This is a genomic window from Acetobacter fabarum (assembly GCF_040702925.2).
GTDB lineage: Bacteria > Pseudomonadota > Alphaproteobacteria > Acetobacterales > Acetobacteraceae > Acetobacter > Acetobacter fabarum_B.
In genome coordinates this window covers 315,446-341,318 of sequence record NZ_JBFCXX020000001.1, presented here as the reverse complement: position 1 = coordinate 341,318, position 25,873 = coordinate 315,446, and the positions used below count along the sequence as shown (strand labels likewise).

Here is a 25,873-nt window from a genome sequence, read left to right as displayed (position 1 = left end):
ACAAAAACTCATAACCTTCTCTGTAAACCAACCGGATATCAGAGAAGGATGTCAGCATTTTTCAGGGCTTGGGAGCCGCAGGGGGCGCTTTTGTCTGGACCGCGGGCGGAGCCGATGTTGCCACGGGGGCGGTTTCCGCCGGGGGCTGAGCCAGAATGTCGTGCCCGGCACCGGTTACGCCACCTTTGTAGAGCATGGCAAGCAGGAGAGAGAGCAGCATGAACAGCCCTGCCAGCACGGCCGTTGTGCGGGTCAGCAGGTTGGCCGTCCCGCGGCCGGACATAAAGGCGCCCATACCCTGACTGTTACCAATACCAAGGCCGCCACCTTCGCTCCGCTGAATCAGCACAACGCCAATCAGAGCAATGGTGACACAGAAATGCAGGATCAGCAGGGCTGTCGTCATGTCGGGTTCCAGATCAAAGCAGCAATGTCAGGCAGCGGATGCTGCGTTGACAATAGAAAGAAATGCATCCGCCTTAAGGCTCGCGCCACCAACCAGTGCGCCCGCAACCTCGGGAATGGAAAGAACGGAAACAGCATTCCCGGCGTTTACGGACCCTCCATACAGGATTTTGATAGTTTTTCCAGCCTCACCAAACTGTCGGACCAATTCGGCACGCAGGAAAGACATGGTCTGGGCTATCTGGTCGGTTGTCGCGGCAAGCCCCGTTCCAATGGCCCAGATGGGCTCGTATGCCACAATACCGGCAAAACCATCGGGAAGCGAGCCCTTGATCTGCCAGCCGAGCACATCTTCATACTCACCGCTCTCACGCTGGTCTTCCGTCTCGCCAATGCAGACAATCGGGGTCAGGCCCGCCTTGGTAGCAGCCACGGCTTTTTCACGCACGGTTTCGTCCAGTTCACCATGTTCCTGCCGCCGCTCTGAATGACCAAGAATCACATAGCTGACGCCAAGATCGGCCAGCATGGTGGGAGAAATATCGCCCGTATGCGCTCCGGCAACGTCCTTATGGCAATCCTGCGCACCAAGGCCGATAGGGGAGGCAGCCAGCGCGGGCTGCACAAGCGCCAGCTGTGTAAAGGGAGGGCAGACAACCACATCCGGCGCAGTCGCGGGCAGGCTGCTTACCAGCGCCTGTACCAGCGCCTGTGCATCCTGGCGTGTCCCATTCATTTTCCAATTGCCGACAATAATCTGCCTGCTCATACCCTTCCTCCAGTTCCTGTGCTGCCACGCGCTGCATGTGCGTCTGCCATGGCACTGTTGGCAACAGGCTAAACCATACACGCACACTCAGGCGCAAGAGAGGGTTTATACCTTATTGCTGCCCCACAACGGTTATGTCTGGTCAAGCGACACACCTCCGCTTATGGTGCCGCCCCAAGATGTGCTGCAATCAGCATAAACCATTTATGATGAGCTGTGGATCCATAGGGTCATGATTTCCTACCTGCGCCGAGTACTTGTTGAATCGTGGCTGGGCCGCGTTGTTGCCATTGTTATTTTTCTGGCCTTTGTCGGCTGGGGTATTGGCGACGTTATTGGTTTCATGAGCGAAGAGACGGATGTGGTGGCCCGGGTTGGCCAGCACCGCATACCCACGCGTGACCTGGCCATGGCCCTGCGCTCTGAAATGCCGACAATCACCCAGCAGATGGGGGTCAAGGACCCTTCAGCCCTGTCTCCCATCATGCAGGGGCAGATTGCGCGCCAGATTTTGCAACGCCTAATTGCGCAGGCCGAACTGCTTGAGGCCGCTCGCCAGCTTAAAATCATTGTGCCGGACTCCGCCATCAGGGAGGAAGTATTTTCCCTCCCTTACTTCAAAGGGCCGACTGGCCAGTTTGACCGCGCCGTGTTCAACCAGCGCCTGAGTGCACAGGGGTTAAGCGAACAGCAGGTGTTGGACATGATCCGCGATGACCTGACCGTACGTACCCTGCTGCAACCCCTGGCGCAGGGGAGCCGCGTCTCCAACACCCTGCTCAAGACCCTGGTCGATTACGGCGCAACCACACGCATGGTGGACCTGATCAGCATTCCTGTTGCTGCACAGCCGGTCCCACCTGCACCGGACACTGCAACCTTGCAGCGCTATTATACGAACCATCTGTGGCTGTTCAGCACTCCGGAATTGCGGCATGCACGCATTGTGGTCCTGTCCCCCCAGACCGTAGCGGATACGATTACAGTAGATGATACGCAGCTCAAGCGCGCGTATGATGCACAAAGCAGCCACTACAACGTGCCAGAAACCCGCGATATTCAGCTCATCACAGCCACATCCGAAGCTGACGCCCAGAAAATTGCCGACGCATGGAAACTCAAAGGGAACTGGCAGGCCGCGCAAGGTGCCATCAAAGGCGCCGCGTCGGTGGAAATGCCGGGCGCGCGCCCCGCAACCATTCCCTCTGACGTACTCAAGCAGGTTCTGTTTCAGGCACAGCAAGGGCAGGTTACGGGGCCGGTTAAAACCGAAATGGGCTGGTCTGTTTTCCGGGTGACCAAAATCCTACCCGCGCATAGTACCTCCTTTGCAGGGGCCCGGCAGGAAATTTTGCAGCAGTACCGGACTGCGGCAGCACCGTCGGTTGTAACCGAACGCCGCAGGCAGCTGCAGGACGCTATTGCGGGCAAAGGGCTGGATGCCATTCCGGATACGATTGGTGCTGCTGCCATTTCCGGCTCACTGGACGCGCAGGGCAATACGGCTGAAAAACAGCCCGCTCCGATTCCGGCTTCGGGTAAACTGCGCGATGCCATTGTGCATCAGATATTTGTCCAGAAAGCCGGAGATCCGCCTAATCTGCTTGAAGGCCCGGATAATAGCTGGTTTGCGGTTGAGGTTGATTCCATAACACCCGCCACCCCCCGATCATTTGAGCAGGCAAGGAACGATGTGCTGGCTGCATGGCAGGCCGATACCCGCCACCATACGGCAGACCAGCAGGCAACATCCCTGTTTCTGGCCGCCCGCCAGAAGGGAAGCATTGCAGGTCAGACTAATTCTGGCAGTCAGATTACCCGTGATATTCCGTTTTCTCTGGCCAACCCCGACAAGGCCTTACCGCCCGAAGTTGCCAGCTACATCCCCCGCATGAAGGCAGGGCAGGCCGTTATGGCTGAAAATACGGACACTTTTTTTGTCGCTGTGGTGACCAAGGTTTTTGTACCCAATCCTCCGGCACCCATTGATGTTCTGCAAAAGCTGAAAAACAACCTGACTCAGGCCTATGGTGATGATCTGGCGGCCAGCTATGTGCAGGACCTTAACAAGCGTCTGCCCCCGCACATTAACAACGCCGCCATTCAGGCAGCCCTGTCTGCCGCCGGATTTGGAGGACCAGTCCAGTGAATCCGGGCATGAAGGCCCACACGGCAGCTTCCCCCAGCAAACAGGACTGTTTTGCGGCATGGGAAGCGGGCAGGGGTTCCATTATTTACTCTGTGGAACCTGCTGACCTGCTGACCCCGGTTTCCGCCTACATGCGGCTGGCACATCTGGAAGGTGGCACAGGGCAATATACCTTGCTGCTGGAAAGTGTAGAGGGCGGCACAACCCGCGGGCGCTATTCCGTTATTGCCCTGCGGCCCGATCTGGTATGGACCTGCCATAACGGCAAGGTCAGCACCAGTACATGCCACAACGGCCTGCCCACAAAAGCCGTACCAGACGAAGGTACCGCGCCACTGGCCAGCCTGCGTGCCCTTATCCACGCGTCCCGCATGGACCTCCCGCCCGAACTCCCCCCCATGATTGGCGGCCTGTTCGGGTATCTGGGGTACGACATGGTGCGCCAGATGGAACACCTGCCAGACGCACCACCAGACGACCTGAACCTGCCAGAATCCATTCTGATGCGCCCGGGCCTTTTTGCTGTTTTTGATACGGTAACGGACGAGCTTATTCTGGCGGCCCCCGTCCGCCCCAATGCGACCGAAACAGCGCCAGAAGCATGGGAACGCGCACAGGCATTGCTCCAGCGCGCCAGAGATTGCCTGAGCGGGGCACTCCCCCCGGCAGACATTCCTGCGGATGTACCAGCCTTTGCCGAACCCACCTCCACGTTCACACATCAGGACTTTTGCGCCGCCATTACCCGTATTCAGGACTATATTGCTGCGGGCGATGCATTTCAGGTTGTACCAAGCCAGCGCTTTTCAACAGCTTTTGCGCTGCCGTCACTCTCTCTCTACCGTGCGCTCAGGCGCATAAATCCAGCTCCTTTTCTGTTCCATCTGGATTTTGGGGACTTCTCGCTGGTCGGGTCATCCCCCGAAATTCTTGTGCGGCTCAGGGGCGGCAAAATGACCGTGCGGCCTTTGGCGGGAACGCGCCCACGCGGTAAAACCGCGGCTGAGGACCTGGCACTTGAGCAGGATCTTCTGGCCGACCAGAAGGAAATCGCCGAGCACCTGATGCTGATTGATCTGGGCCGGAATGATGTCGGGCGCGTATGCTCCCCCGGCTCCGTGAAGGTCACGGAACGGTTCGTGATCGAGCGGTTCAGCCACGTCATGCATATTTCTTCCAATGTGGAGGGCACACTCAAGCCTGATCTGGAGGCGCTGGATGCTCTGGTTGCGGCTTTTCCTGCAGGAACCCTGACTGGCGCCCCTAAAATCCGCGCCATGGAAATTATTGACGAGGTCGAACGGACCCGCCGCGCCACCTATGCCGGTTGCATAGGTTATTTTGGTGCAGGGGGTGATATGGACACCTGCATTGGCCTGCGCATGGCCGTTGTCAAAGACGGCGCCATGCATGTGCAGGCAGGCTGCGGGGTTGTGGCGGATAGTGTGCCGGAATCAGAGTATGAGGAAACTCAGCACAAAGCCCGCGCTGTGTTCCGCGCAGCCGAGGAAGCCTTGATAATGGCACGGACAGGTCGCGGTTAAACCGCGCCTTTCCGACACGTCATTTGACCCGTGCGCACGAAAAGGTCATCATTCCGCCATGATCCTACTGATCGACAATTATGACAGCTTTACCTTCAACTTGGTTCACTATCTGGGCGAACTGGGTGAGGAGTGCGACGTCCGCCGGAACGATACGCTCAGCGTGGCAGAGGCCATGGCCCTTGCCCCGGACGCCATTGTTCTGTCCCCCGGCCCCTGCTCCCCGAACGAGGCAGGAATCTGCTGTGACCTGATAGCCGCCGCCGCTGGCAAGGTGCCCGTTTTTGGCGTCTGCCTTGGTCACCAGTCCATTGGGCAGGTATTTGGGGCGCAGGTTGTACGCTCTCCAACCCCCATGCATGGCAAGATCAGCCCTGTTTTCCATAATGGGACTGATGTTTTTGAAGGGCTCCCCAGTCCGTTCAATGCGACCCGTTACCACAGCCTGACCCTTGAACCTTCCAGCATCCCCGATGATCTGGAAGTTACGGCATGGACGGCCGATGGCGTGGTTATGGGCGTGCGGCACAAGCAGTACCCCATCTCGGGCGTACAGTTCCACCCCGAGAGCATTGCATCGGAGCACGGGCATGATCTGCTCCGCAATTTTCTGACCCACGCACGGGCATGGACTGCGAGCCTGCTCCATGCCTGAGCCCGCCGCGACGATTGGCAGCGCGGACAGCCCGGCTTTTTTTTCCGGGGTTCTGCAGGCTCTTGCACAGCGCAAAAACCTGAGTGTCGCAGAGGCGGAAGCCGCATTTGGCAGCATTATGGATGGCAACGTTCCACCCGAACGGATTGCCGCCTTTTTAATGGCGCTGCGCGTGCGCGGGGAAACGCAGGATGAACTGCTTGGCGCTGTAACCGCCCTGCGGCAACGGATGTACCCCGTCCCCAACGCCCCCGACAACACGATTGATGTCTGTGGCACGGGGGGAGATAATTACGGCACTCTGAATGTTTCCACCGCCGTAGCCTTTGTGCTGGCTGCCCTTGGCGTGCCTGTAGCCAAGCATGGAAACAGAGCCATTTCCTCCCTTGCCGGAGCCTCCGACGTGCTGGCGGCCCTGTGTGTGCCATTGTCTTCCAATGCAGAGGTTCTTGCCGAACAGCTTGCGCGCCACCACGTGGTATTTATGGCCGCACCGCACCACCACCCCGCTATGCGGCATGCCGCGGGTGCCAGAAAAGTGCTGGCGCTACCCACGCTGTTCAATCTGGTTGGTCCCATGGTTAACCCTGCTGGTGTCAAACGCCAGCTTATGGGGGTTTTTTCCACCCAGTGGCTCCGGCCCGTTACGGAAGTACTGGCCCGTCTGGGGTCGGAATGTGTGTGGACGGTCTGCGGCCAGCCACAGGACGGGCAGGGCGGCATAGACGAAGTAACACTGGCAGGCCCCACACAGGCTGTAGCGCTTGAAAACGGGCAGATTCAGTCCTACCTGATTGAGCCGGACATGGCGGGGCTGCCTTACGCCCCCGTATCCGCCATTAAAGGGGGCGATGCCCAGCATAACGCGCAGGCGCTGGAAGCACTCCTGCGTGGCGCACATGGGGCATACCGTGATACTGTGTTGTTGAACGCGGCATTTGCGCTGCATGTTGCCGGTCAACAGACTGTCCTGCACAATGGCCGGATTGACCCGGCCCGCCTCAGGAATAATGTGGCAACCGCCGCATGCGCACTCGACAACGGCACTGCCCTTGCGGTGCTTAATGGTTTACGTGCATCCCGTTCGGATGCACACGCCGGAGACATGACAGGACAATCATGAACGATACATCCTCCACGTCCACTGTAGCTTCCGCTGCCGTCACACCTGACTGCAAAGTAGATGAACTGCCAGATGTTCTGGCCCGCATCTGTGCGCGGACACGGCTGGAAGTGGAACATCGCTCCACACTGCATCCCTTAAAGGAAGTTGTGGCCAAAGCGCAGGAAACCAAGGAAGCACCACGGGGCTTCGGTCGTGCGCTCAAGGAAAAAGCCGCCGACCGCGCCGTGGGCCTGATTGCCGAGATCAAGAAGGCGTCTCCTTCTGCCGGTATCTTGCAAGAAGAGTACGACCCCGCACGGATCGCCCTTGCGTATGAACAGGCGGGAGCGGCCTGCATTTCCGTGCTGACGGAAAGTTCATGCTTCCACGGCGCAAACGAGGATCTGGCAACGGCCCGGGCCGCTTGCGCGCTGCCCGTCCTGCGCAAGGACTTTATCCTCGACCCGTGGCAGGTTTACGAAAGCCGGATGATCGGTGCTGACTGCATCTTGCTGATCATGTCCATTCTGACAGACGAAATGGCTCTGGAACTGGTTGATCACGCCAAGGGTCTGGACATGGACGTTCTGGTGGAAGTGCATGACGAGGACGAACTGAACCGCGCTCTGGCGCTGGACACGTTTCTGATCGGTATTAACAACCGTAACCTCAAAACCCTGACAACAGACATCAACACCACCAGCCTGCTTGCCCCTCTGGTGCCGCCTGACCGGATTATCATCTCCGAAAGCGGCATTAAAACACACGAGGAAATTACCCAGCTTGCCGCCATTGGTGTCACGGGCTTTCTGGTGGGTGAAACCCTGCTCCGCCAGCCAGACCCCGGAGCTGCTGCACGCGCATTGCTCGGACTGAAGTAACAGTGCGCGAACAGCCCCTGACCCATCTGGATTCATCCGGGCATGCCCGGATGGTGGATGTATCCGACAAGGACGAGACCTTCCGCAAGGCTGTTGCGGCGGCAGAAGTGCATATGCAGCGCCATACGCTGGATCTGATCGTCTCGGGTTCCATGCCCAAGGGGGATGTGCTGGCCACAGCCCGGATTGCGGGGATTATGGCCGCAAAAAAAACGGCTGATGTCATCCCCCTGTGCCACCCGCTGCGCCTGACATCTGTCACGCTTGATCTTGTCGCCACAGATGACAAAATCGAGATCACCGCTTCTGTTACAACAAAAGACGCAACCGGAGTGGAAATGGAGGCGTTGACCGCGGTGTCTGTCGCGGCTCTCACACTTTATGACATGTGTAAGGCCGTTGACCGTGGCATGCGCATCGACAATATCCGGCTACGGCACAAAAGCGGTGGCAGGTCAGGAGAATATAACGCCAGATAAGCAAGGTGCCCTGATCAGACAGCATTTTTTATGCAAAAAACACGATAAAATGCTCGAACCGCCCAGTAGTCCCTGGCCGCCAAGACATTACGTTTGAGACGCATTTACCTATGTATCGTAGAGGGTCCATACATGGAAACAACATCTGAGCTGATCGGCGCAGTCGGTGGCAACGGCCCATCACTGACCCGGGAACAGTTTTTAACAGCTTATCATGACATGCTGCTGATCCGCCGATTTGAAGAAAAAGCCGGACAGCTTTACGGCATGGGGCTGATCGGGGGCTTCTGCCACCTTTACATCGGACAGGAAGCGGTTGTAGTCGGCTTACAGATGTGCCTCAAGGATGGGGACAAGCTGATCACCTCCTACCGCGACCACGGGCAGATGCTCGTCGCAGGCATGTCCCCACGGGGCGTTATGGCTGAACTGACAGGCCGCGCCACGGGCTACTCGCATGGCAAGGGCGGTTCCATGCACATGTTCTCACGCGAGAAGAACTTTTATGGCGGACATGGCATTGTTGGCGCTCAGGTAGCTCTTGGCATTGGTCTGGCCTTCGCCAACAAATATCGCGGTACGGATGAAGTGTCTGTCGCCTATTTTGGAGATGGCGCAGCGGGGCAGGGGCAGGTTTACGAAAGCTTCAATCTGGCCGCCCTGCACAAGCTGCCCTGTATTTTTGTCATCGAGAACAACAAATACGGCATGGGCACGGCCATCGAGCGGGCTTCGGCTTCCCACAATCTCTACAAAAATGGCGAGCCCTGGGGCATTCCCGGCATGCAGGTGGACGGTATGGATGTTGCCGCCGTGCATGACGCCGCCACTCAGGCCGTGGCACACTGCCGCGCGGGCAAAGGCCCTTACATTCTGGAAATGATGACCTATCGCTACCGTGGTCACTCCATGTCCGACCCGGCCAAATACCGTACGCGTGAGGAAGTTGATCAGGTGCGCAAGACGCGTGACCCGATTGAACACGTCAAGCATATCCTGCTGGACGCCGGGGTTGAGGACGCCACGCTCAAAGCCATGGAAGCCGAAATTAAAACCGTCGTGAACGACGCAGCCGAATTCGCGCAGACCAGCCCGGAACCGGATCCTTCTGAACTTTATACGGACGTTGTGCTGGAGGCCTGAGCAGATTATGGCGACTAAAATTTTAATGCCCGCCCTTTCCCCCACCATGACCGAAGGCAAGATTGCCCGCTGGCTGAAAAAGGAAGGGGACACCATTACCGCTGGCGACGTTCTGGCCGAGATCGAAACCGACAAGGCCACAATGGAAATTGAAGCCATTGAAGACGGTATTCTTGGCCGTGTGCTGATCGGCGAAGGTGTTGAAGGCGTTGCCGTCAACACCCCCATAGCCATTGTGGTTGAAGATGGTGAGGCCGTACCCGACACCGGTACCGCAAACCATGCGCCCACCACCAGCGCTCCCGTGCCAGCACCGGCAGTCAGCACGGCTCCGCCCGCAACCGCGCCCGCCACGCCTCTGGGCACAACCGAACCCGAACAGGACTGGGGTGAAACGCAGGAGATTACCGTGCGTGAAGCCCTGCGCGACGCCATGGCGGCAGAACTACGCCGTGATGAAGACGTATTCCTGCTCGGTGAGGAAGTGGCCGAGTATCAGGGTGCTTACAAAATCTCGCAGGGCCTGTTGCAGGAATTTGGGGACAAGCGTGTGCTGGACATGCCCATTACCGAGCATGGCTTTACCGGCATGGCAGTTGGCGCAGCCCTGACAGGGCTTAAACCTGTTGTCGAGTTCATGACCATGAACTTCGCCATGCAGGCCATTGACCACATCATCAACTCCGCAGCCAAAACGCTCTATATGTCCGGCGGGCAGATGGGGTGCCCCATTGTGTTCCGTGGCCCTAACGGTGCTGCCGCACGTGTGGGTGCCCAGCATTCGCAGTGTTATGCAAGCTGGTACGGCCATGTGCCGGGGCTTAAAGTCGTTGCCCCATGGTCCGCAGCGGACGCCAAGGGCCTGTTGCGCGCTGCTATCCGCGACCCGAACCCGGTGATCGTACTGGAAAATGAGATTCTTTACGGGCAGAAGTTCCCTTGCCCGATTGATGAAGATTTCATTCTGCCCATTGGCAAGGCAAAGATCGAACGGGCTGGCACCGATGTCACCATTGTTGCCTTTTCCATTGCCGTAGGCACAGCACTGGATGCAGCAGCCGAACTTGCCAGGCAGGGGATTGAGGCCGAAGTAATCAACCTGCGCAGCATTCGCCCGCTGGATACAGCCACAATTGTCAACAGCGTTAAAAAGACCAGCCGCCTTGTAACAGTGGAAGAAGGCTGGCCGTTTGCTGGTATTGGCTCCGAAGTTGCCATGCAGGTTATGGAACATGCCTTTGACTGGCTGGATGCGCCCCCCGTGCGTGTTGCTGGTGAAGATGTGCCCATGCCGTTTGCAGCCAATCTGGAAAAACTGGCCCTGCCACAGTCTGAGCACGTGGTTAAAGCCGTGCGCAGCCTGATCTGAGGTGATGAAAGATGGCAATTGAAATTCTGATGCCCGCCCTCTCTCCCACCATGACAGAGGGCAAGATTGCCCGCTGGCTGAAAAAAGAGGGCGATACGGTGAGCAATGGCGATGTTCTGGCCGAGATCGAAACCGACAAGGCCACAATGGAAGTAGAAGCCATTGAAGATGGCATTTTTGGCCGCATCCTTGTTCCCGAAGGGACCGAGGGTGTTGCGGTCAATACGCCCATCGCCATTATGGTGGAAGAAGGGGAGGCTGTGCCGGACTCTGCCACACCGTCTTCCACCAGCGCAGTGCCTGCCCAGGTACCCGCGCAAGCAGGTGCTGAAGCACCATCCGCCACAACAGCCAGTGCGCCGGTTACCCCGGCGGATGCATCACAGACCTCGCGCCCGGCCAGCCGCATTGTTGCCTCCCCGCTGGCTCGCCGCATTGCTGCTGCAAAAAAAGTGGATCTGTCCACCGTCAAGGGAACAGGGCCTAACGGGCGCATAGTCAAACGCGATGTGGAATCTGCTGCCGCGCAGCCAGCGGCTGCTCCCAAACCCGTCGCACAGACAAATGCACCTCTCCCCACGGGCACAAGCCGTACGGTGCCACATACCACCATGCGCAAGGTGATTGCCCGCCGGTTGAGTGAATCCAAGGCGAGCATTCCGCACTTTTATGTTTCCATGGATGTGGAGCTTGATGCGCTTATGGCATTACGCTCACAGCTCAACGCCCTGTCTCATGATGAAGGGCAGGATGCATTCAAACTGTCGGTTAATGACATGCTGATCAAGGCGGCGGCTCTTGCCCTCAAGCAGGTGCCCGAAGTCAACGCCTCCTTTACGGAAGACGCCATGATCTTGCATGAAGATGCAGATATTTCGGTGGCGGTTTCCCTTGATGACGGGCTGATCACCCCCATTGTGCGGGCTGCTGACCGCAAAAGCCTCAAGCAGATCAGTCAGGAGGCCAAATCTCTGGTTTCCCGCGCCAGAGCAGGCAAGCTGAAGCCCGAAGAGTTTCAGGGCGGTACGTTCTCCATTTCCAATATGGGGATGTTTGGCGTCAAGGAATTCGCAGCTATTGTGAACCCCCCTCAGGCCGCCATTCTGGCCATTGCCGCTGGTAAAAGACAACCTGTTGTGAGTGGTGACGAGATTAAAGTGGCTACAGTCATGACTGTAACACTCTCGGTCGATCACCGTGCGGTGGACGGGGCCATGGCAGCCAAATGGCTCTCGGCCTTCCGTAACATTGTGCAGGCACCTCTGGCTCTTGTTCTGTAACGCAGCTTTTTGCGGGAGAAATTTGGCATCATGAGCCAGACAGATTTTGATGTGATCGTCATTGGTGGCGGGCCGGGTGGGTATGTTGCCGCTCTGCGCGCTGCCCAGCTTAAACTCTCCGTTGCGGTGGTTGAAGCCCAGCATCTTGGTGGCATCTGCCTTAACTGGGGGTGCATCCCCACCAAGGCGCTACTTCGGGCATCGGAAATCAATCATCTGCTGCACGACCTGTCCGCCTATGGGTTTAAGGCCGATGGCGTAAGCTTTGATTTTAAAAAAATTGTTGCTCGCTCCCGGTCCGTCTCCAAGCAGTTGTCCGCAGGTGTTGCGCATCTGCTTAAAAAGGCCAAGGTTCCGGTTTTTGACGGCCACGGCAAGCTGGACGGCACACTGGCCAATGGACGCCGTAAAGTACTCGTCAGCAAGGATGGGGCGGCCTCCACTACGCTCACCGCCCAGCACGTTATTCTGGCAACGGGCGCACGCGCACGGGTGCTGCCGGGGCTGGAACCGGATGGTCAATTCATCTGGTCCTATAAGGAAGCCCTTGTGCCAGAAACCATGCCCAAAAGCCTTGTGGTTATTGGTTCTGGCGCTATTGGCACCGAGTTTGCATCCTTCTACCGTAACATGGGTGCTGACGTGACACTGGTGGAAGTTGCCGAGCGCATTCTGCCCGTAGAAGACGTGGAAATAAGCCAGCTTGCACGCAAAGCCTTTGAAAAACAGGGCATTCGGGTGCTAACCAGCGCCAAGATCGGCACGTTGCAGAAAACGGCAACCGGGGTCAGCATTCCCGTTACCGTCAATGGTAAAACCGATACATTGATTGCCGAACGGGTAATTTCTGCCGTTGGCATTGTTGGCAATGTGGAAAAAATCGGACTGGAAGGGACCAAAATCCAGGTCGATCGGACGCATGTGGTCACAGATGCGCTTTGCCGCACGGGCGAGCCCGGTGTGTACGCCATTGGTGATCTGGCCGGTGCGCCATGGCTTGCCCACAAGGCCAGCCATGAAGCCGTGATGTGTGTGGAGGCCATTGCGGGCAGAAAAGTCCACCCCATTGACCCGACCAAAATACCCGGCTGCACCTACTGCCGCCCGCAGATTGCCTCTGTTGGTTACACGGAAGCAAAAGCGCTGGAGGCTGGTTACAAGGTACGTGTTGGCCGCTTCCCGCTCATCGCCAATGGTAAAGCCCTTGCAATGGGTGAGCCCGATGGGCTGATCAAAACGGTTTTTGATGCCCAGACCGGCGAACTTCTTGGCGCGCATATGATTGGCGCTGAAGTGACTGAAATGATTCAGGGTTACGTTATTGCCCGCACAGGGGAACTGACGGAAGCGGAACTGGCTGAAACCATTTTCCCGCACCCCACCATTTCTGAATCCATGCATGAGGCCGTTCTTGCGGCCTATGACGGCGCTTTGCACTTTTAGTCTTCTGTTTTCAAAAGGGTAGGGCATCACTCTCGCGGGTTTGATGCCCCATTCCCGGTTATCGCCTCTCCACCGCCTTGACGCGTATGCAGGGGCATTCCAGTTCTATCTGAACTTCTTGGGTATAAATGGGCGAAGTCATGTCTACTCGTGTCGAGATCGATCATCGGAAAGGTGGGACAAGCCGGTTACGGCACCCCGAAAAAGCCCATCGGCCGGACAACCCCATTGCCCGCAAGCCGGAATGGATACGCGTTAGAGCGCCCAACGATCCGACTTATCACGAAACACGAACCCTCATGCGTGACAACAAGCTGGTCACTGTGTGTGAGGAGGCCGCATGCCCCAACATAGGGGAGTGCTGGTCACAACGCCACGCCACCATGATGATCATGGGGGAAATCTGCACCCGCGCCTGTGCGTTCTGCAATGTCAGTACCGGCATGCCTCATGCACTGGATGAAGGTGAGCCTGAGCGTGTGGCAGAAGCCGTAGCCAAGCTGGGTCTGCGCCATGTAGTGATTACTTCTGTTGACCGGGATGATCTGGCCGATGGGGGCGCGCAGCATTTTGCACGTGTCATTGCCGCCATACGCGCGACATCCCCCGATACGACCATTGAAATCCTGACGCCGGATTTTTTACGTAAAGACAAGGCTCTGGAAGTGGTTGTTAAAGCCCGCCCGGACGTGTTCAACCATAATCTGGAAACCGTACCACGCCTTTACCCCACGATCCGGCCCGGTGCGAGGTATTACCAGTCCATGCGTCTGCTGGACCGGGTCAAGCAGCTTGACCCTTCCATTTTCACCAAATCCGGGCTGATGCTGGGCTTGGGTGAAGAAAAAATGGAACTCGCTCAGGTCATGGATGATCTGCGTATTGCTGATGTGGATTTTATTACAATGGGGCAGTATTTGCAGCCCACGGTCAAACACGCTGCCGTTGCGCGCTTTGTAACACCGGAAGAATTCGAGGAATACGGCACCATGGCACGCGTAAAAGGATTTTTGCAGGTCAGTTCTAGCCCCCTTACGCGGTCTTCCTACCATGCTGACACAGATTTTGCGCAGCTGCGCGAAGCACGCAACACGCGCCTGAAGGAGGCTCTGTAATGCCTAAACACGCAGAGACGCGTGTTCTGCCCTATCGCCCCGACCAGATTTTTGATCTGGTTGCGGACGTTACACACTACCCTGCCTTTTTACCCTGGTGTGTTGCCGCACGCCTGCGCAGCCGCACCGAAACAGAACTTGTTGCCGACCTGACCATTGGCTTCGGGCCGTTCAGGGAGAGTTTTACCTCCCGTGTGACACTGGACCGTCCGTCCACCATTACCGTGCGTTACGAGCGCGGGCCCTTCCGCTACCTGCGTAATGTGTGGAAGTTCACACCCCATGCCAGCGGGTGTCAGGTCGATTTTTTTGTCGATTTCGAGTTCAATTCCCGGATTCTGCAAGCGGCTATTGGTGTGGTCTTTACCGAAGCAACCCGCCTTATGGTTTCCGCTTTTATCAAGCGCGCCAAAGAGGTTTATGGCCCTCCCGTACTACAGGCTGGCACCACCACCCCAGCCGCTCTTTCGGGCCAGAAAACGGCAACCTGAGCCTTACCCTCCATCACGCAGAACCCAGAGTTTGAACACAGGGGACAACCACATGCCCGTACTGTTTTATCTGCTTCTGCTTGGTGGAATGCTGGTGCCAGTTGCACAGACCATGGCAGACACACGGCCACAGCGAACAGAACGCACAGCCCCCATAGATCAGTCTCGTGGTGGGAGCGTAACAGCGGATACGTTAAACACCCAGAGTCTGGCGCATATACAGCGTCCCCAGCCTATTGTGCAGCCTACCCCCACTCCGGCATTGCCGGATGGCACCATAGCCAAAGGCACTGGGGTTATGGCACCGGATTTACAGGAAGCCCCTGTTTATAACCCGACCGACAGGCAATAACCTGCTACTGATGGAGCAAACGGGCAGAAACAAGCCTTAAGGCATGTAACACCGCCTGCTCGCGCACCTGTGCCCGATCTCCGGAGAATATCTGCTGGTCCGCGCGTGTTGGGCCTCCACGTAGTGCAGTGGCAAACCAGACCAGACCCACCGGTTTGTCCACACTGCCTCCTCCCGGCCCGGCGATACCGGAAATAGACACGGCCACAGCAGCGTTGGAACAGGCATTCAGCGCTCCCTCAGCCATCTGCTCTACCGTTTGCGCACTCACTGCGCCATGGGCCGCTAATGTGCTGGCCTGTACACCCAGCACAGCCTGCTTCATGCTATTGGAGTAGGTGACAAAACCACCTTCGGTCACATCCGATGACCCGGCAAAATGCGTTAATGCCCCCGCGACCAGCCCGCCCGTGCAGCTCTCAGCCGTAACAACCCGCAGTTCTGCTGCGCGCAACAGAGCCAGAACACGCTCGGCTTCGGCCAGAACCGCAGTGCCGCCATATCCTTCTGTCTGTTCGAGCATGTTCAACCCTTTCTAGTTCCGTGCTGCCCATACTTTGCGTAGTGCGTGCACACAGCCTGCACTGGCAAACCCGGCCAGCACATCATCCCCCATAACGCCAAGAGCATCATGCCGCCTGTCCAGCGTGCCTATGGGGCCGGGCTTTGTAATGTCAAACACCCGGAACAGCCCAAACGCCACAATGGGCCATAGCAGCCGGTACGTAGCTCTGGTTGCTTCCTCGCTCTGGTCACTATCGGGTAAACAGGCCAGCAGGGCGATCCACATACCCGCCACTTCATCAATCACAATCCAGCTGTGATCTTCCCCTTTGCCCGCACGTGCGGTGGCCCACCAGCCCACAACGGTTGCCGCTACAGCAGCACAGGCCAGCGTACGGGGTCGCTTTAGCAAAGGCAGCCCAACCAGCAGAGCAGCAAAGGAGCCAACGGTGCCGGGCGCACGGGGGGACAGGCCACAGCCTCCAAACGTTGCGATCAGACGGGCAGGGGTCATTCCTGAGTTTCCAACGCTTTGTAAACAATCATGTTTTCCCATACGCGTTGCACGTAATTACGTGTTTCAGCGTAAGGAATATTTTCCACCCAGTCGACCATCTGCTCCATGTCCCCTCCATTATGGGCGGGGTCCCCTGCCGTGGTCAGCCATTTGGCCAAACGGGTGGGGCCACCATTATAAGCAGCCGCCATATAGGGGACTATGGGGCCAAACCGGTCCTGCAGGTGGAGCAGGTAGGCTGTACCCAGTTGCATGTTATTTTGTGCATTCCGCAGCCCCGGAGCCGTAGCGGCAGATGGCGCCACCCCGGCAGCGCGCACCATATCCGCCGCAGTGGAAGGCTTGATCTGCATAAGACCTATGGCATTGGAAGGGCTGACTGCATCAGGGTTAAAGCTGCTTTCCTGCCGTATGAGGCCCATGACAAAATCCTTGGGCAAAGAACTCTGGGGCGGTGTGTAAGGCAGGGGCCAGCCTGAACGCAGCATAAACACGCCATCCCGCCCGGCATGGCGCGCTATGGTCACGGCAATATCGGGCACACCCAGACGCAGTGCCAGAGATGAAAGCGCCTGACGCTGCGGGGTTTGCGTGACCTGTTTTTCAAACAGGTTCAAAAAATCGCGTGTGTGGTCTTTATCCCCCATGGCCGCCAGCCTGAGAGCCGCCAGAAGCAGATCGTTACCCGTTGGCAGTGCGTCTTCAGAAGGAGAGGGGATTACGTTATCCGCCTTCCTGAGATTCTGTACGATCAGTGCAGGCACCTGCCCGGGCTCTAACAGAGCATTGGCCTGCCCTGCCAGAGTAGCGGCCGCCATTTGACCGTAATAGGTGCCGGGGTAGGCTGTGGCGCGCGTCCAGTCCGCCTGCGCCGCAGCCATATTGCCCGCAGCGGCGCGGGCGCGACCAAGCCAGTAAAATCCACGGCTGCGTGTAATAAGTGAGGAAGACTCAGTAAGCTGACGAAAAAAATCCTCTGCGGTCGCGGCATCATGCTGCAGGCGCAGGGCTATCCACCCACTCAGGAACACGGCCTCCAGACGGCTCTCATCCTGAGCAGTCGTGTCATTCGCCACAGCAAAGGCATCCCCGGCCCGATTCTGCTGGATCAACTCACGGGCCAGCCCGTCCCGCTCACGCCAGAACAGTTTGGAGCGGGTTGTTCGTTCAGCCTCAACGGCCCCGGCTTTCCATAGGGCAACGGCTTCGTCATAGCGTTGCTGCTTACGCAGCCAGCGGGCCAGATCCAGCACAAGCCATGGATCAGTGCGCGCAGAAGAAGGCAGGGCATCAAACTGGGATTGCGCCGCTGCATCGTTGTTTCTTAACGCCAGCCGGGCCTGCGCCAGAGGCTGCCTGCTGGCGGAAAGATAGGGCAGGGTCTGCTGGGCTGCATTGATCAGCCCAGCACGTTCCTGCCGGTCAAAACGTAACCATGAACTCTGGGGAGTAAGGCTTGCCCCAAATGTACCCGCCAGTGCAGTCGCTGCGGCTGGTGTGTCGCTCCCATCGGTCCATGCGGTTATGGCCTCGGCCACAAGCTGCTGCTGAAGGGATTTATCATCTGGCAGTTGCGTAGCACACTGCACCAGTGCCGGAGCATAAGTCAGTTTTTGGCTGTGGCACAAGCGGGCCAGCATTTGTGTATCTGTCTCGCTTGCCAGAGCCTGCTGCATACGCAGGACCAGTACCGACCAGCGGGGCCACACACTGCCGGATTGTAAAAAGTCAGCATAATCCTGAGCACTGGCATGTGCTGGCCCGACAAGACGGAGCCATGTATCCAGCCGGTCGTTCAGGTTGCCAGTCTGCATGGTGCTGCGGGCTGGGGAGACGACATCATCTGCTCCCGCACTCACCTCGGGAGCAGACACCGGCTGGGCAGATGGACCAGAGCAGGCGGTCAGGGAAAACCCGACCAGAGATACCGCGGCAACAAGCTGCCGCCGCCATGAAGGGTAAGAACGGGTCATACCCGAAATTCAACGGTTTTTTTGCAATTTAGCAAGTTCTTTTGTCAGGCAGGGACGGCCTGCCTGACACACCTGCGTCAGGCTCAGAGCAGGTGGCCCCAGACCTCTCCGCCGCCACTGACTATCAGTTCCACGGCAACAGCCAGCACAACCAGCAACCCCACCCACGAAATCCACTTATAACGTTCAAGCAGCCGCGCAATCAGGGAGGCCGCAAGCCCCATAAGCACAACAGACAGGGCCAGCCCCATAACCAGAATACCGGGGTGTTCACGTGCAGCCCCGGCCACGGCCAGCACGTTATCCAGACTCATGGATAAATCAGCGATCAGGATTTTGATGATGGCCGAACGCAGACTGCCCGGTGCGCTGCCCGCTTCCCCATCGGAAGCGTTGCTGTGCTGCATTTCGCGGTACATGCGCCAGCAGACCCATAGCAGAAGCAGCCCGCCAGCCAGTGTCAGGCCGACAATGCTCAGCAGCTTGACCGCCACAAGTGCGAGCAGCACCCGGATGACCGCAGCCAGCCCCACACCGGCCCAAATGGCCTTGCGCCGCTGTGCCCCGCCAAGGGAGCGTACGGCCATACCAATGACAACCGCGTTGTCCCCGGCCAGGGTCACATCAATCAGCACAACCTGCAAGAGGGCGGCAACTGCCGGAAAACTGGCAGAATCAAATAGGTTGGCCACAATAACTCCGATTCCGGAACATGCATTGAATGGCGTGTATTTCTGGCACGCGGCAGAAAATGTCAAAGTTTTCCGCATTGCGGGCAGACGACATGCGCGAAATCCGCTAGAGAGACGCCACCTGTCTGACGTTTAAACTGTTCTGGTTAAGGAATTCGCGTTATGGTGCCGCGCTATACCCGCCCCGTCATGGCCGCAATCTGGTCCCCTGAAAACCGCTATCGAATCTGGTTCGAGATCGAAGCTCTGGCCTGTGAAGCCATGGCGGAATACGGGACGGTCCCCAAGGAAGCCGCCAAAGTGGTCCGCGAAAAAGGCAACGCCGCCATGGCTGCTTTTTGCGATGCGGACCTCGCACGGATTGACGAGATCGAAGCCGAAACACGGCATGACGTTATTGCGTTCCTGACATGGCTGGCAGAAAAAGTTGGCCCCGAAAGCCGGTTTGTCCATCTGGGCATGACCTCTTCGGACGTGCTGGACACCTGCCTTGCCGTGCAGCTAGTGCAGGCCACTGACCTGCTGCTCAAGGATCTGGACGAAACTCTGGCCGCCCTCAAGGCACGTGCGTTTGAACACAAACACACCCTGACCATTGGCCGCAGCCACGGCATTCATGCCGAGCCCACATCTTTCGGCCTCAAGATTGCTGGCCATTACGCCGAGTTCGCCCGGAACAGAACCCGCCTTGAAACCGCACGGGCCGAAATTGCCACCTGCGCCATTTCCGGTGCTGTGGGCACATATGCCCATCTTGACCCGCGCGTGGAAGCCTACGTGGCCGAACGCCTTGGCCTGCAGGCCGAAACAGTTTCCACTCAGGTTATCCCGCGTGACCGCCATGCTGCATTCTTCTGCGCCCTGGGCGTTATTGCCAGCGGCATTGAGCGGCTTGCAACGGAAGTCCGCCACCTGCAACGCTCCGAAGTGCGCGAAGCGGAGGAATTCTTCCATCCGGGGCAGAAGGGCTCTTCCGCCATGCCCCACAAGCGCAACCCCGTGCTGACCGAAAACCTGACCGGCCTTGCCCGTCTGGTGCGCGCGGCCGTTATTCCGGCACTGGAAGACGTGGCACTGTGGCACGAGCGAGACATCAGCCATTCCTCGGTCGAGCGCAACATCTGCCCCGATGCCACCATCGGGCTGGACTTTGCCCTGGCCCGCCTGTCCGGCATGATCTCCAAGCTTGTGGTGTACCCCGACCGTATGGCTGCGAATATCGAAAGCCTTGGCGGCGTGGTCCATTCGGGCGAAGTTCTGCTGGCACTGGCAAAAGCTGGCCTGTCGCGCGAGGATGCCTACCGTATTGTCCAGCGCAACGCGATGGCAACATGGACCAGACTGGGCACGCCCGAAGGCAAAACATTCCGCGAAAATCTGGCCGATGATGCCGAAATTTCGGGCCGTATTCCCGCCGACGTGCTGGATGCCGCCATGGACAGCCGCCAGCACCTGAAGGCGCTGGACTTCCAGTTTGAAAAAATCTTCGGCGAAACTGGCCCCAAACAGTAACCGCAGCCCGGTTTGCACAGGCTGTATCCTCCACGCGGGAAGCCTGCTATGAACACGGGAGCAATAAAGGGGTGAACCACCAGCTTGGTTCCCCCGTTTTTTGGGGCGGTCACCCAACCACCCGCACACATTTCGACAGGTAAGGATCATTATGGCCCGTCGCCGCCAGCTTTATGAAGGTAAAGCCAAAATCCTCTTTGAAGGTCCGGAACCGGGGACCCTTGTGCAATACTTCAAGGACGATGCCACGGCTGGCAATGGTGCCAAAAGCGGTGTGATTACCGGCAAAGGTGTGCTCAACAACCGCATTAGCGAACACCTGATGCTGCGTTTGCAGGAAATCGGCATCCCCACTCACTTTATCCGCCGCATCAACATGCGTGAGCAGCTGGTAAAGGAAGTGGAGATTATCCCGCTTGAGGTGGTCATCCGCAATGTTGCCGCTGGCAGCATTTCCAAGCGCTTCAATATTCCCGAAGGCCAGCGCCTGCCACGCCCGATTGTTGAGTTCTATTACAAGAACGACGAACTTGGTGACCCGCTGGTATCGGAAGATCACATTATCGCATTCGGCTGGGCCTGCCCGCATGATCTGGAAGATATTACGGGCATGTCCATGCGCGTGAACGACTTCCTCTGTGGCCTGTTCAGCGGCATCGGTATCCAGCTCGTGGACTTCAAGCTCGAGTTCGGCCGGTGCTGGGAAGGTGAGGACATGCGTATTGTTCTTGCTGACGAAATTTCGCCTGATAACTGCCGCCTGTGGGACCTTCACACAAACGAAAAGCTCGACAAGGACCGCTTCCGCCGCGATCTGGGCAACGTGAAGGAAGCGTATCAGGAAGTTGCACGCCGCATGGGCATCCTGCCGGAAAACGGTGCCGGGGGTGACATGAAAGGCCCAGAAACAGTTCAGTAACCCCTACGGGTACTTTGGGAGTTTGAGAATGAAAGTACGTGTAACCGTCATGCTTAAGGACGGCGTTCTGGACCCGCAGGGAAAGGCCATTGGTCACGCACTGCACACACTGGGCTTTGAAGGCGTGCAGGACGTGCGCGTTGGCAAGGTCATAGAGCTGGAACTGCATGGTGTAAAAGCAGAAGAAGCGCACGAAAAAGCGGGGGAAATGGCCCGCAACCTGCTCGCCAATCTGGTCATCGAGGACTACTCGGTAGAGGTTGTGGCATGAAGCGCCTTGCCCTGATCGCCCTTGCTGGTGCGCTGGCGGTCCCCGGTCTGGCACATGCCCAGCGGCTGGCCCCCATGAAGGCGGGCGCACTTGGCAAGATGTGCTCCAGCTCGGCCTCACACACCGCGTGCGATGCTTATCTGAGCGGTCTGACCGATGGCGTAACCCTTGCCCAGATCAACGCGCATAATACGGGTGATACCTCCCCCCCCACAGGCTTTTGTGTGCCGGCAAGCGAAGACATTGCCGCTATCCGCGCCAAGGTGCTCACCTGGCTGAAAGCGCATACCGACTCACTGGGCAAACCAGTGGGAGAGAGCGTTTTTACCGCCCTGCATGACTCTTATCCGTGTGACGTGAAAAAATGAAAGCAGCGATTGTCGTATTTCCCGGCACGAACCGGGAACGAGATATGGCCATTGCCCTGCGGCGCGTGACCGGGCAGGCCCCTCGTATGATCTGGCACCATGAGACAGATCTGAGCGGTGTGGATCTGGTCGTGCTGCCCGGTGGCTTCAGCTATGGTGACTACCTGCGTTGTGGCGCAATGGCCGCGCATTCCCCGATCATGGGGGCCGTGCGCGACTTTGCCGCCAAAGACGGGCATATTCTGGGCGTGTGCAACGGCTTCCAGATCCTGACCGAGAGCAACCTGCTCCCCGGCGCGCTCCTGCGGAATGCGGACCTGCGGTTCCTCTCGCAAGACTGCCATTTGCGCGTGGAGGTTGAAGGCACTCCTTTTACCCGGCGCTGGAAAAAGGGCGACATCTTCCGCACTCCACTGGCACACGGGGATGGCAACTACACAGCCGATGCCCAGACCCTTGCCATGCTTGAAGGCGAAGGCCGCGTTGCATTCCGCTACGCCGATGCCAAGGGACGTGTGTGCGCGGATGACAGAACAAGCAACCCCAACGGCAGCGTGAACAGCATTGCCGGTGTTCTGAGCGAAAACAAACGTATCTGCGGCATGATGCCCCACCCCGAGGATCTGGTTGATCCGCTGATGGGGGGCGAGGATGGTCTGCCGCTGTTCGAAGGTCTGGTGGAGGCTCTGGTCCGGTGAATAAGCCTGTAACCGTTGATGAATCCCTGGCGCGTGAATTCGGCCTGACGGGCGAGGAATACGGCCGTGTTCTGTCTATCATGGGCCGTACGCCCAGCCTGACGGAACTGGGTGTTTTTTCCGTCATGTGGTCGGAGCACTGCTCCTACAAATCTTCCCGCAAATGGCTGCGTGGCCTGCCAACCAAGGCCCCCTGGGTTATCCATGGGCCGGGTGAAAACGCAGGTGTTGTGGATATCGGGCAGGGTTATGCCGCCATCTTCAAGATGGAAAGCCATAACCACCCTTCCTTTATCGAACCCTATCAGGGCGCGGCCACAGGTGTTGGCGGCATTTTGCGTGACGTGTTCACCATGGGTGCACGCCCGATTGCCAACCTGAACGCCCTGCGTTTTGGCAGCCCTGAAAACCCCATTACCCGCCGTATTGTGGATGGCGTGGTGCGCGGGATTGGTGGCTATGGCAACTGCGTGGGCGTGCCGACAGTCGGGGGGGAAATCAACTTCCACCCGGCATATGACGGTAACCCGCTTGTCAACGCCATGACCGTGGGCATTGCCCGGCAGGACCGTATTTTCCTGTCTGCCGCAGCTGGTGTTGGCAACCCTGTTGTCTATGTTGGTTCACGCACAGGGCGGGACGGTATCCATGGTGCCACCATGTCCTCCGCCGAGTTTGATGAAGACGCGCTTTCCAAGCGCCCGACCGTGCAGGTTGGCGACCCCTTCATTGAAAAACTGCTGATTGAAGCCTGTCTGGAACTGATGGCAACAGATGCCATTGTTGCCATTCAGGACATGGGTGCAGCGGGCCTGACCTCTTCCGCCGTGGAAATGGCTGGCAAGGGTGGCGTTGGTATCGAGCTTGACCTTGATGCCGTGCCCCAGCGCGAACCCAATATGACCGCATATGAGATGATGCTTTCTGAAAGTCAGGAACGCATGCTCATGGTCCTGCGCCCTGACCGGACAGAACTGGCACGCCAGATCTTTGAAAAGTGGGAACTGGACTTTGCCATTATCGGTCACCTGACCGAAACCGGCCATATTGTCATCAAGCACAAAGGCCAGCTTGAGGCTGATATTCCGCTTGAACCTCTGGCCGATGAAGCCCCGGTTTATGACCGTCCTTCCATCGCGCCGGAAAAACCCGCAGAGCTGGGCAGTGTCCACGCACCGCTCTCGCTTGATGCCATGCTGCTCCAGCTTGTGGCCTCGCCCGATCTGGCGTCGCGCGCATGGGTCTGGAACCAGTATGACAGCACCGTAGGGGGGCAGACCGTGCGCCGCCCCGGCGCTGCGGATGCCGCCATTGTTAAGGTGGAAGATACACAGCTCGGTCTTGCACTGACAACAGATTGCACGCCACGCTACTGTCAGGCGGACCCGCGCACAGGTGGCGCACAGGCTGTGGCTGAAGCATGGCGCAATATTACGGCAACCGGCGCACGCCCTCTGGCGGTGACGGACAACCTGAACTTCGGCAATCCCGAAAAGCCGGAGATCATGGGCCAGTTCATTGCGGCCCTTGAGGGCATGGGAGAGGCCTGCAAGGTTCTCGACTTCCCCATCGTGAGCGGTAACGTCTCCCTGTATAACGAAACCCGGCTGCCTGACGGCACAACACAGGCCATTCTGCCAACACCCGCCATTGGTGGGCTTGGTGTGCTGGATGATGTGTCCTCTGCCGTCGGTCTTGGCATGCAGCCCGACAGCGATCTGGTGCTGATTGGCGCGACCAAGGGTGAACTTGGCCAGTCCATCTGGCTGCGTGAGATTCTGGGACGTGAAGAAGGCGCTCCACCAGCGGTTGATCTGGCAGCAGAAAAGCGGAACGGGGATTTTGTCCGGGCCGAAATTCAGGCAGGCCAGATTAGCGCATGCCATGACATTGCCGACGGCGGCATTCTGGTTGCCGCGGCCGAAATGGTCATGGCGTCAGGCACGGGTTGCGAACTGGAAAGCCCGGATTCCGGCATCCGGCCAGAAGCCTTCTGGTTTGGTGAGGATCAGGCCCGCTACCTTGTATGCGTTGCCGATGCCAAGTCTTTTTGCGCCAGAGCCGCACAGGTCGGAGTACCTGCACGTCTGATGGGTCGCTCCGGAGGAAATGAATTGATTCTTCCCAGCGGCGTCACCATATCTGCCGCACGCCTTAAATCCGCGCATGAAATCTTTTTTCCTGCGTTGATGGACCAATAGGGGAGAGACAGCACCATGGCCATGTCCACCACAGAACTTGAAGCTTATATTCTGAAGGCGTTCCCCGATGCCCAGATCAAGATTGATGATCTGGCAGGAGACGGGGATCACTATTCCTGTTCGATTGTAAGCGAGGCGTTTCGTGATGTTCCGCGTGTAAGGCAGCATCAACTCGTTTATAATGCGCTTGAAGGACATATGGGGGGCAAGCTGCATGCGCTGGCTCTCCGCACGTCCGCTCCCTGACCAGAGCCCGGATTCTACACGAGCAAGGATAACAGACAGATGACTGATTCCATCAAACAGACCATCCAGCAGGATATTGATTCAAACCCTGTCATGCTTTTCATGAAAGGGGATGCCGATTTCCCACAGTGTGGCTTTTCTGCCCGCGTAGTGCAGATTCTGCAGCAGATTGGCGTACCGTTCAAAGCCGCCAATGTTCTGGCAGATTCCGCACTGCGTCAGGGCATTAAGGACTATTCCAACTGGCCCACCATTCCCCAGCTTTACGTCAAAGGTGAGTTTGTTGGTGGGTGTGACATTGTGACCGAAATGTACCAGACCGGTGAACTGCAAAAACTGCTGCAGGAAAAAAACATCGCCTGCAACGCATCCGCCTGAATTATGGGTTGTCAGCCTGTAATTGCTTTGTATAGTTTCAGGCAGACATAAGATCAGGGGGTTAAGGTTAATGACGCGAGTGCCGTTTGTACGCGGGCTTTTTGCTCTGGCCGGTATCGGTCTGAGTGTAATGGCCACAAGTTCTTCTGTGCATGCGGAACGTGTTCTTTCCGATCTGGAAGCGAGTAAATTAACCTTTGCCTCCCTGACCGCACCACCACCTGTCGTGCATGTTCGCCATATTGTGCACCATACGGCAACAGCAAGCCATGCGCCGCACAAGGTAGTACTGGCCTCTGCCCAGCATGGTAAAATGGTGCATCTGGTCAGCTACCATCCCAGCGCACATACCGCGATACACGGCAGCAAGCCCCACCGCCGTACCTGAATGCCGTCTGGTTTAAACGGGCCACG

28 protein-coding genes are annotated in these 25,873 nt (G+C 57.8%); 22 read left to right on the top strand and 6 right to left on the bottom strand.

What is annotated here, in order from left to right:
- Nucleotides 1-61 precede the first annotated feature (61 nt).
- Complete coding sequence (gene secG / locus AB2L51_RS01605) at nucleotides 62-406, bottom strand: preprotein translocase subunit SecG (RefSeq protein WP_395580838.1); 345 nt, start codon at nucleotides 404-406, stop codon at nucleotides 62-64.
- Between the two features lie 27 nt (nucleotides 407-433).
- Entirely contained in the window at nucleotides 434-1,174 is a 741-nt protein-coding gene (tpiA, locus tag AB2L51_RS01600) for a triose-phosphate isomerase (protein WP_395580837.1), read from the bottom strand.
- Nucleotides 1,175-1,406: 232 nt separating this feature from the next.
- On the opposite strand from tpiA, the gene AB2L51_RS01595 reads away from it, so the two are divergent.
- The 13 genes from AB2L51_RS01595 (at nucleotide 1,407) to AB2L51_RS01535 (ending at nucleotide 15,180) form a co-directional block, all read left to right on the top strand.
- Complete coding sequence (locus AB2L51_RS01595; protein WP_395580836.1) at nucleotides 1,407-3,323, top strand: peptidylprolyl isomerase; 1,917 nt, start codon at nucleotides 1,407-1,409, stop codon at nucleotides 3,321-3,323.
- Between the two features lie 8 nt (nucleotides 3,324-3,331).
- Nucleotides 3,332-4,867 (top strand): anthranilate synthase component I, encoded by a 1,536-nt coding sequence (gene trpE, locus AB2L51_RS01590; RefSeq protein ID WP_395580835.1) that lies wholly within the window; start codon nucleotides 3,332-3,334, stop codon nucleotides 4,865-4,867.
- A 58-nt stretch (nucleotides 4,868-4,925) separates the two neighbouring features.
- Nucleotides 4,926-5,522, top strand: a complete 597-nt coding sequence (locus AB2L51_RS01585; protein WP_395580834.1) for an anthranilate synthase component II — start codon at nucleotides 4,926-4,928, stop codon at nucleotides 5,520-5,522.
- Nucleotides 5,515-6,645 (top strand): anthranilate phosphoribosyltransferase, encoded by a 1,131-nt coding sequence (gene trpD / locus AB2L51_RS01580; RefSeq protein ID WP_395580833.1) that lies wholly within the window; start codon nucleotides 5,515-5,517, stop codon nucleotides 6,643-6,645. Before AB2L51_RS01585 ends, trpD begins: the two co-directional genes overlap by 8 nt.
- Nucleotides 6,642-7,508 carry an indole-3-glycerol phosphate synthase TrpC gene (gene trpC / locus AB2L51_RS01575; protein WP_395580832.1) on the top strand — a complete coding sequence of 289 codons (867 nt, stop codon included), beginning with the start codon at nucleotides 6,642-6,644 and terminating at the stop codon, nucleotides 7,506-7,508. Before trpD ends, trpC begins: the two co-directional genes overlap by 4 nt.
- Before the next feature lie 2 nt (nucleotides 7,509-7,510).
- A complete protein-coding gene (gene moaC, locus AB2L51_RS01570; protein WP_395580831.1) occupies nucleotides 7,511-7,987 on the top strand; it encodes a cyclic pyranopterin monophosphate synthase MoaC in 477 nt (158 codons plus the stop codon).
- A gap of 132 nt (nucleotides 7,988-8,119) precedes the next feature.
- Entirely contained in the window at nucleotides 8,120-9,130 is a 1,011-nt protein-coding gene (gene pdhA, locus AB2L51_RS01565) for a pyruvate dehydrogenase (acetyl-transferring) E1 component subunit alpha (RefSeq protein ID WP_395580830.1), read from the top strand.
- A gap of 7 nt (nucleotides 9,131-9,137) precedes the next feature.
- Nucleotides 9,138-10,499, top strand: coding sequence for a pyruvate dehydrogenase complex E1 component subunit beta (locus AB2L51_RS01560; protein WP_395580829.1), 1,362 nt, complete (start codon nucleotides 9,138-9,140; stop codon nucleotides 10,497-10,499).
- An 11-nt stretch (nucleotides 10,500-10,510) separates the two neighbouring features.
- Nucleotides 10,511-11,779, top strand: a complete 1,269-nt coding sequence (locus AB2L51_RS01555) for a pyruvate dehydrogenase complex dihydrolipoamide acetyltransferase (protein ID WP_395580828.1) — start codon at nucleotides 10,511-10,513, stop codon at nucleotides 11,777-11,779.
- 30 nt (nucleotides 11,780-11,809) lie between these two features.
- Nucleotides 11,810-13,222 carry a dihydrolipoyl dehydrogenase gene (lpdA, locus tag AB2L51_RS01550; RefSeq protein WP_395580827.1) on the top strand — a complete coding sequence of 471 codons (1,413 nt, stop codon included), beginning with the start codon at nucleotides 11,810-11,812 and terminating at the stop codon, nucleotides 13,220-13,222.
- Between the two features lie 140 nt (nucleotides 13,223-13,362).
- A complete protein-coding gene (lipA, locus tag AB2L51_RS01545; protein WP_395580826.1) occupies nucleotides 13,363-14,337 on the top strand; it encodes a lipoyl synthase in 975 nt (324 codons plus the stop codon).
- Nucleotides 14,337-14,828 carry a type II toxin-antitoxin system RatA family toxin gene (locus tag AB2L51_RS01540; protein ID WP_395580825.1) on the top strand — a complete coding sequence of 164 codons (492 nt, stop codon included), beginning with the start codon at nucleotides 14,337-14,339 and terminating at the stop codon, nucleotides 14,826-14,828. The genes lipA and AB2L51_RS01540 overlap by 1 nt, the downstream gene beginning before the upstream one ends.
- Before the next feature lie 52 nt (nucleotides 14,829-14,880).
- On the top strand, nucleotides 14,881-15,180 hold the full coding sequence (locus AB2L51_RS01535) for a hypothetical protein (RefSeq protein ID WP_395580824.1): 300 nt from the start codon (nucleotides 14,881-14,883) through the stop codon (nucleotides 15,178-15,180).
- A gap of 4 nt (nucleotides 15,181-15,184) precedes the next feature.
- Here the strand turns inward: AB2L51_RS01535 and AB2L51_RS01530 are convergent, their stop codons facing one another.
- From AB2L51_RS01530 to AB2L51_RS01515, 4 genes are all read right to left on the bottom strand, one after another.
- The gene (locus AB2L51_RS01530; protein WP_395580823.1) at nucleotides 15,185-15,703 is read right to left on the bottom strand and encodes a CinA family protein; all 519 of its coding nucleotides are present in this window, start codon (nucleotides 15,701-15,703) and stop codon (nucleotides 15,185-15,187) included.
- A gap of 12 nt (nucleotides 15,704-15,715) precedes the next feature.
- Entirely contained in the window at nucleotides 15,716-16,198 is a 483-nt protein-coding gene (locus tag AB2L51_RS01525) for a phosphatidylglycerophosphatase A family protein (RefSeq protein ID WP_395580822.1), read from the bottom strand.
- The gene (locus tag AB2L51_RS01520) at nucleotides 16,195-18,174 is read right to left on the bottom strand and encodes a lytic transglycosylase domain-containing protein (protein WP_395580821.1); all 1,980 of its coding nucleotides are present in this window, start codon (nucleotides 18,172-18,174) and stop codon (nucleotides 16,195-16,197) included. The genes AB2L51_RS01525 and AB2L51_RS01520 overlap by 4 nt, the downstream gene beginning before the upstream one ends.
- Nucleotides 18,175-18,257: 83 nt before the next feature.
- Nucleotides 18,258-18,866, bottom strand: a complete 609-nt coding sequence (locus AB2L51_RS01515) for a YjbE family putative metal transport protein (RefSeq protein ID WP_395580820.1) — start codon at nucleotides 18,864-18,866, stop codon at nucleotides 18,258-18,260.
- A gap of 162 nt (nucleotides 18,867-19,028) precedes the next feature.
- Here AB2L51_RS01515 and purB point away from each other — a divergent pair, with 162 nt between their 5' ends.
- The 9 genes from purB to AB2L51_RS01470 all read left to right on the top strand — a co-directional run bounded on the left by purB (nucleotide 19,029) and on the right by AB2L51_RS01470 (nucleotide 25,847).
- Nucleotides 19,029-20,378 carry an adenylosuccinate lyase gene (gene purB / locus AB2L51_RS01510; RefSeq protein ID WP_395580819.1) on the top strand — a complete coding sequence of 450 codons (1,350 nt, stop codon included), beginning with the start codon at nucleotides 19,029-19,031 and terminating at the stop codon, nucleotides 20,376-20,378.
- A 151-nt stretch (nucleotides 20,379-20,529) separates the two neighbouring features.
- On the top strand, nucleotides 20,530-21,297 hold the full coding sequence (gene purC / locus AB2L51_RS01505; protein ID WP_086645966.1) for a phosphoribosylaminoimidazolesuccinocarboxamide synthase: 768 nt from the start codon (nucleotides 20,530-20,532) through the stop codon (nucleotides 21,295-21,297).
- A 28-nt stretch (nucleotides 21,298-21,325) separates the two neighbouring features.
- Entirely contained in the window at nucleotides 21,326-21,568 is a 243-nt protein-coding gene (gene purS, locus AB2L51_RS01500; RefSeq protein ID WP_086645965.1) for a phosphoribosylformylglycinamidine synthase subunit PurS, read from the top strand.
- The gene (locus AB2L51_RS01495) at nucleotides 21,565-21,936 is read left to right on the top strand and encodes a Rap1a/Tai family immunity protein (RefSeq protein ID WP_395580818.1); all 372 of its coding nucleotides are present in this window, start codon (nucleotides 21,565-21,567) and stop codon (nucleotides 21,934-21,936) included. Before purS ends, AB2L51_RS01495 begins: the two co-directional genes overlap by 4 nt.
- Nucleotides 21,933-22,634: a phosphoribosylformylglycinamidine synthase subunit PurQ gene (purQ, locus tag AB2L51_RS01490; RefSeq protein ID WP_395580817.1), complete on the top strand. Its 702-nt coding sequence runs from the start codon at nucleotides 21,933-21,935 to the stop codon at nucleotides 22,632-22,634. The genes AB2L51_RS01495 and purQ overlap by 4 nt, the downstream gene beginning before the upstream one ends.
- Complete coding sequence (gene purL / locus AB2L51_RS01485; protein ID WP_395580816.1) at nucleotides 22,631-24,835, top strand: phosphoribosylformylglycinamidine synthase subunit PurL; 2,205 nt, start codon at nucleotides 22,631-22,633, stop codon at nucleotides 24,833-24,835. Before purQ ends, purL begins: the two co-directional genes overlap by 4 nt.
- Nucleotides 24,836-24,850: 15 nt before the next feature.
- On the top strand, nucleotides 24,851-25,081 hold the full coding sequence (locus AB2L51_RS01480) for a BolA family transcriptional regulator (RefSeq protein WP_275176578.1): 231 nt from the start codon (nucleotides 24,851-24,853) through the stop codon (nucleotides 25,079-25,081).
- 39 nt (nucleotides 25,082-25,120) lie between these two features.
- On the top strand, nucleotides 25,121-25,459 hold the full coding sequence (gene grxD / locus AB2L51_RS01475; RefSeq protein ID WP_086645961.1) for a Grx4 family monothiol glutaredoxin: 339 nt from the start codon (nucleotides 25,121-25,123) through the stop codon (nucleotides 25,457-25,459).
- 70 nt (nucleotides 25,460-25,529) lie between these two features.
- On the top strand, nucleotides 25,530-25,847 hold the full coding sequence (locus tag AB2L51_RS01470; RefSeq protein ID WP_395580815.1) for a hypothetical protein: 318 nt from the start codon (nucleotides 25,530-25,532) through the stop codon (nucleotides 25,845-25,847).
- The last annotated feature ends 26 nt before the right edge of the window (nucleotides 25,848-25,873 follow it).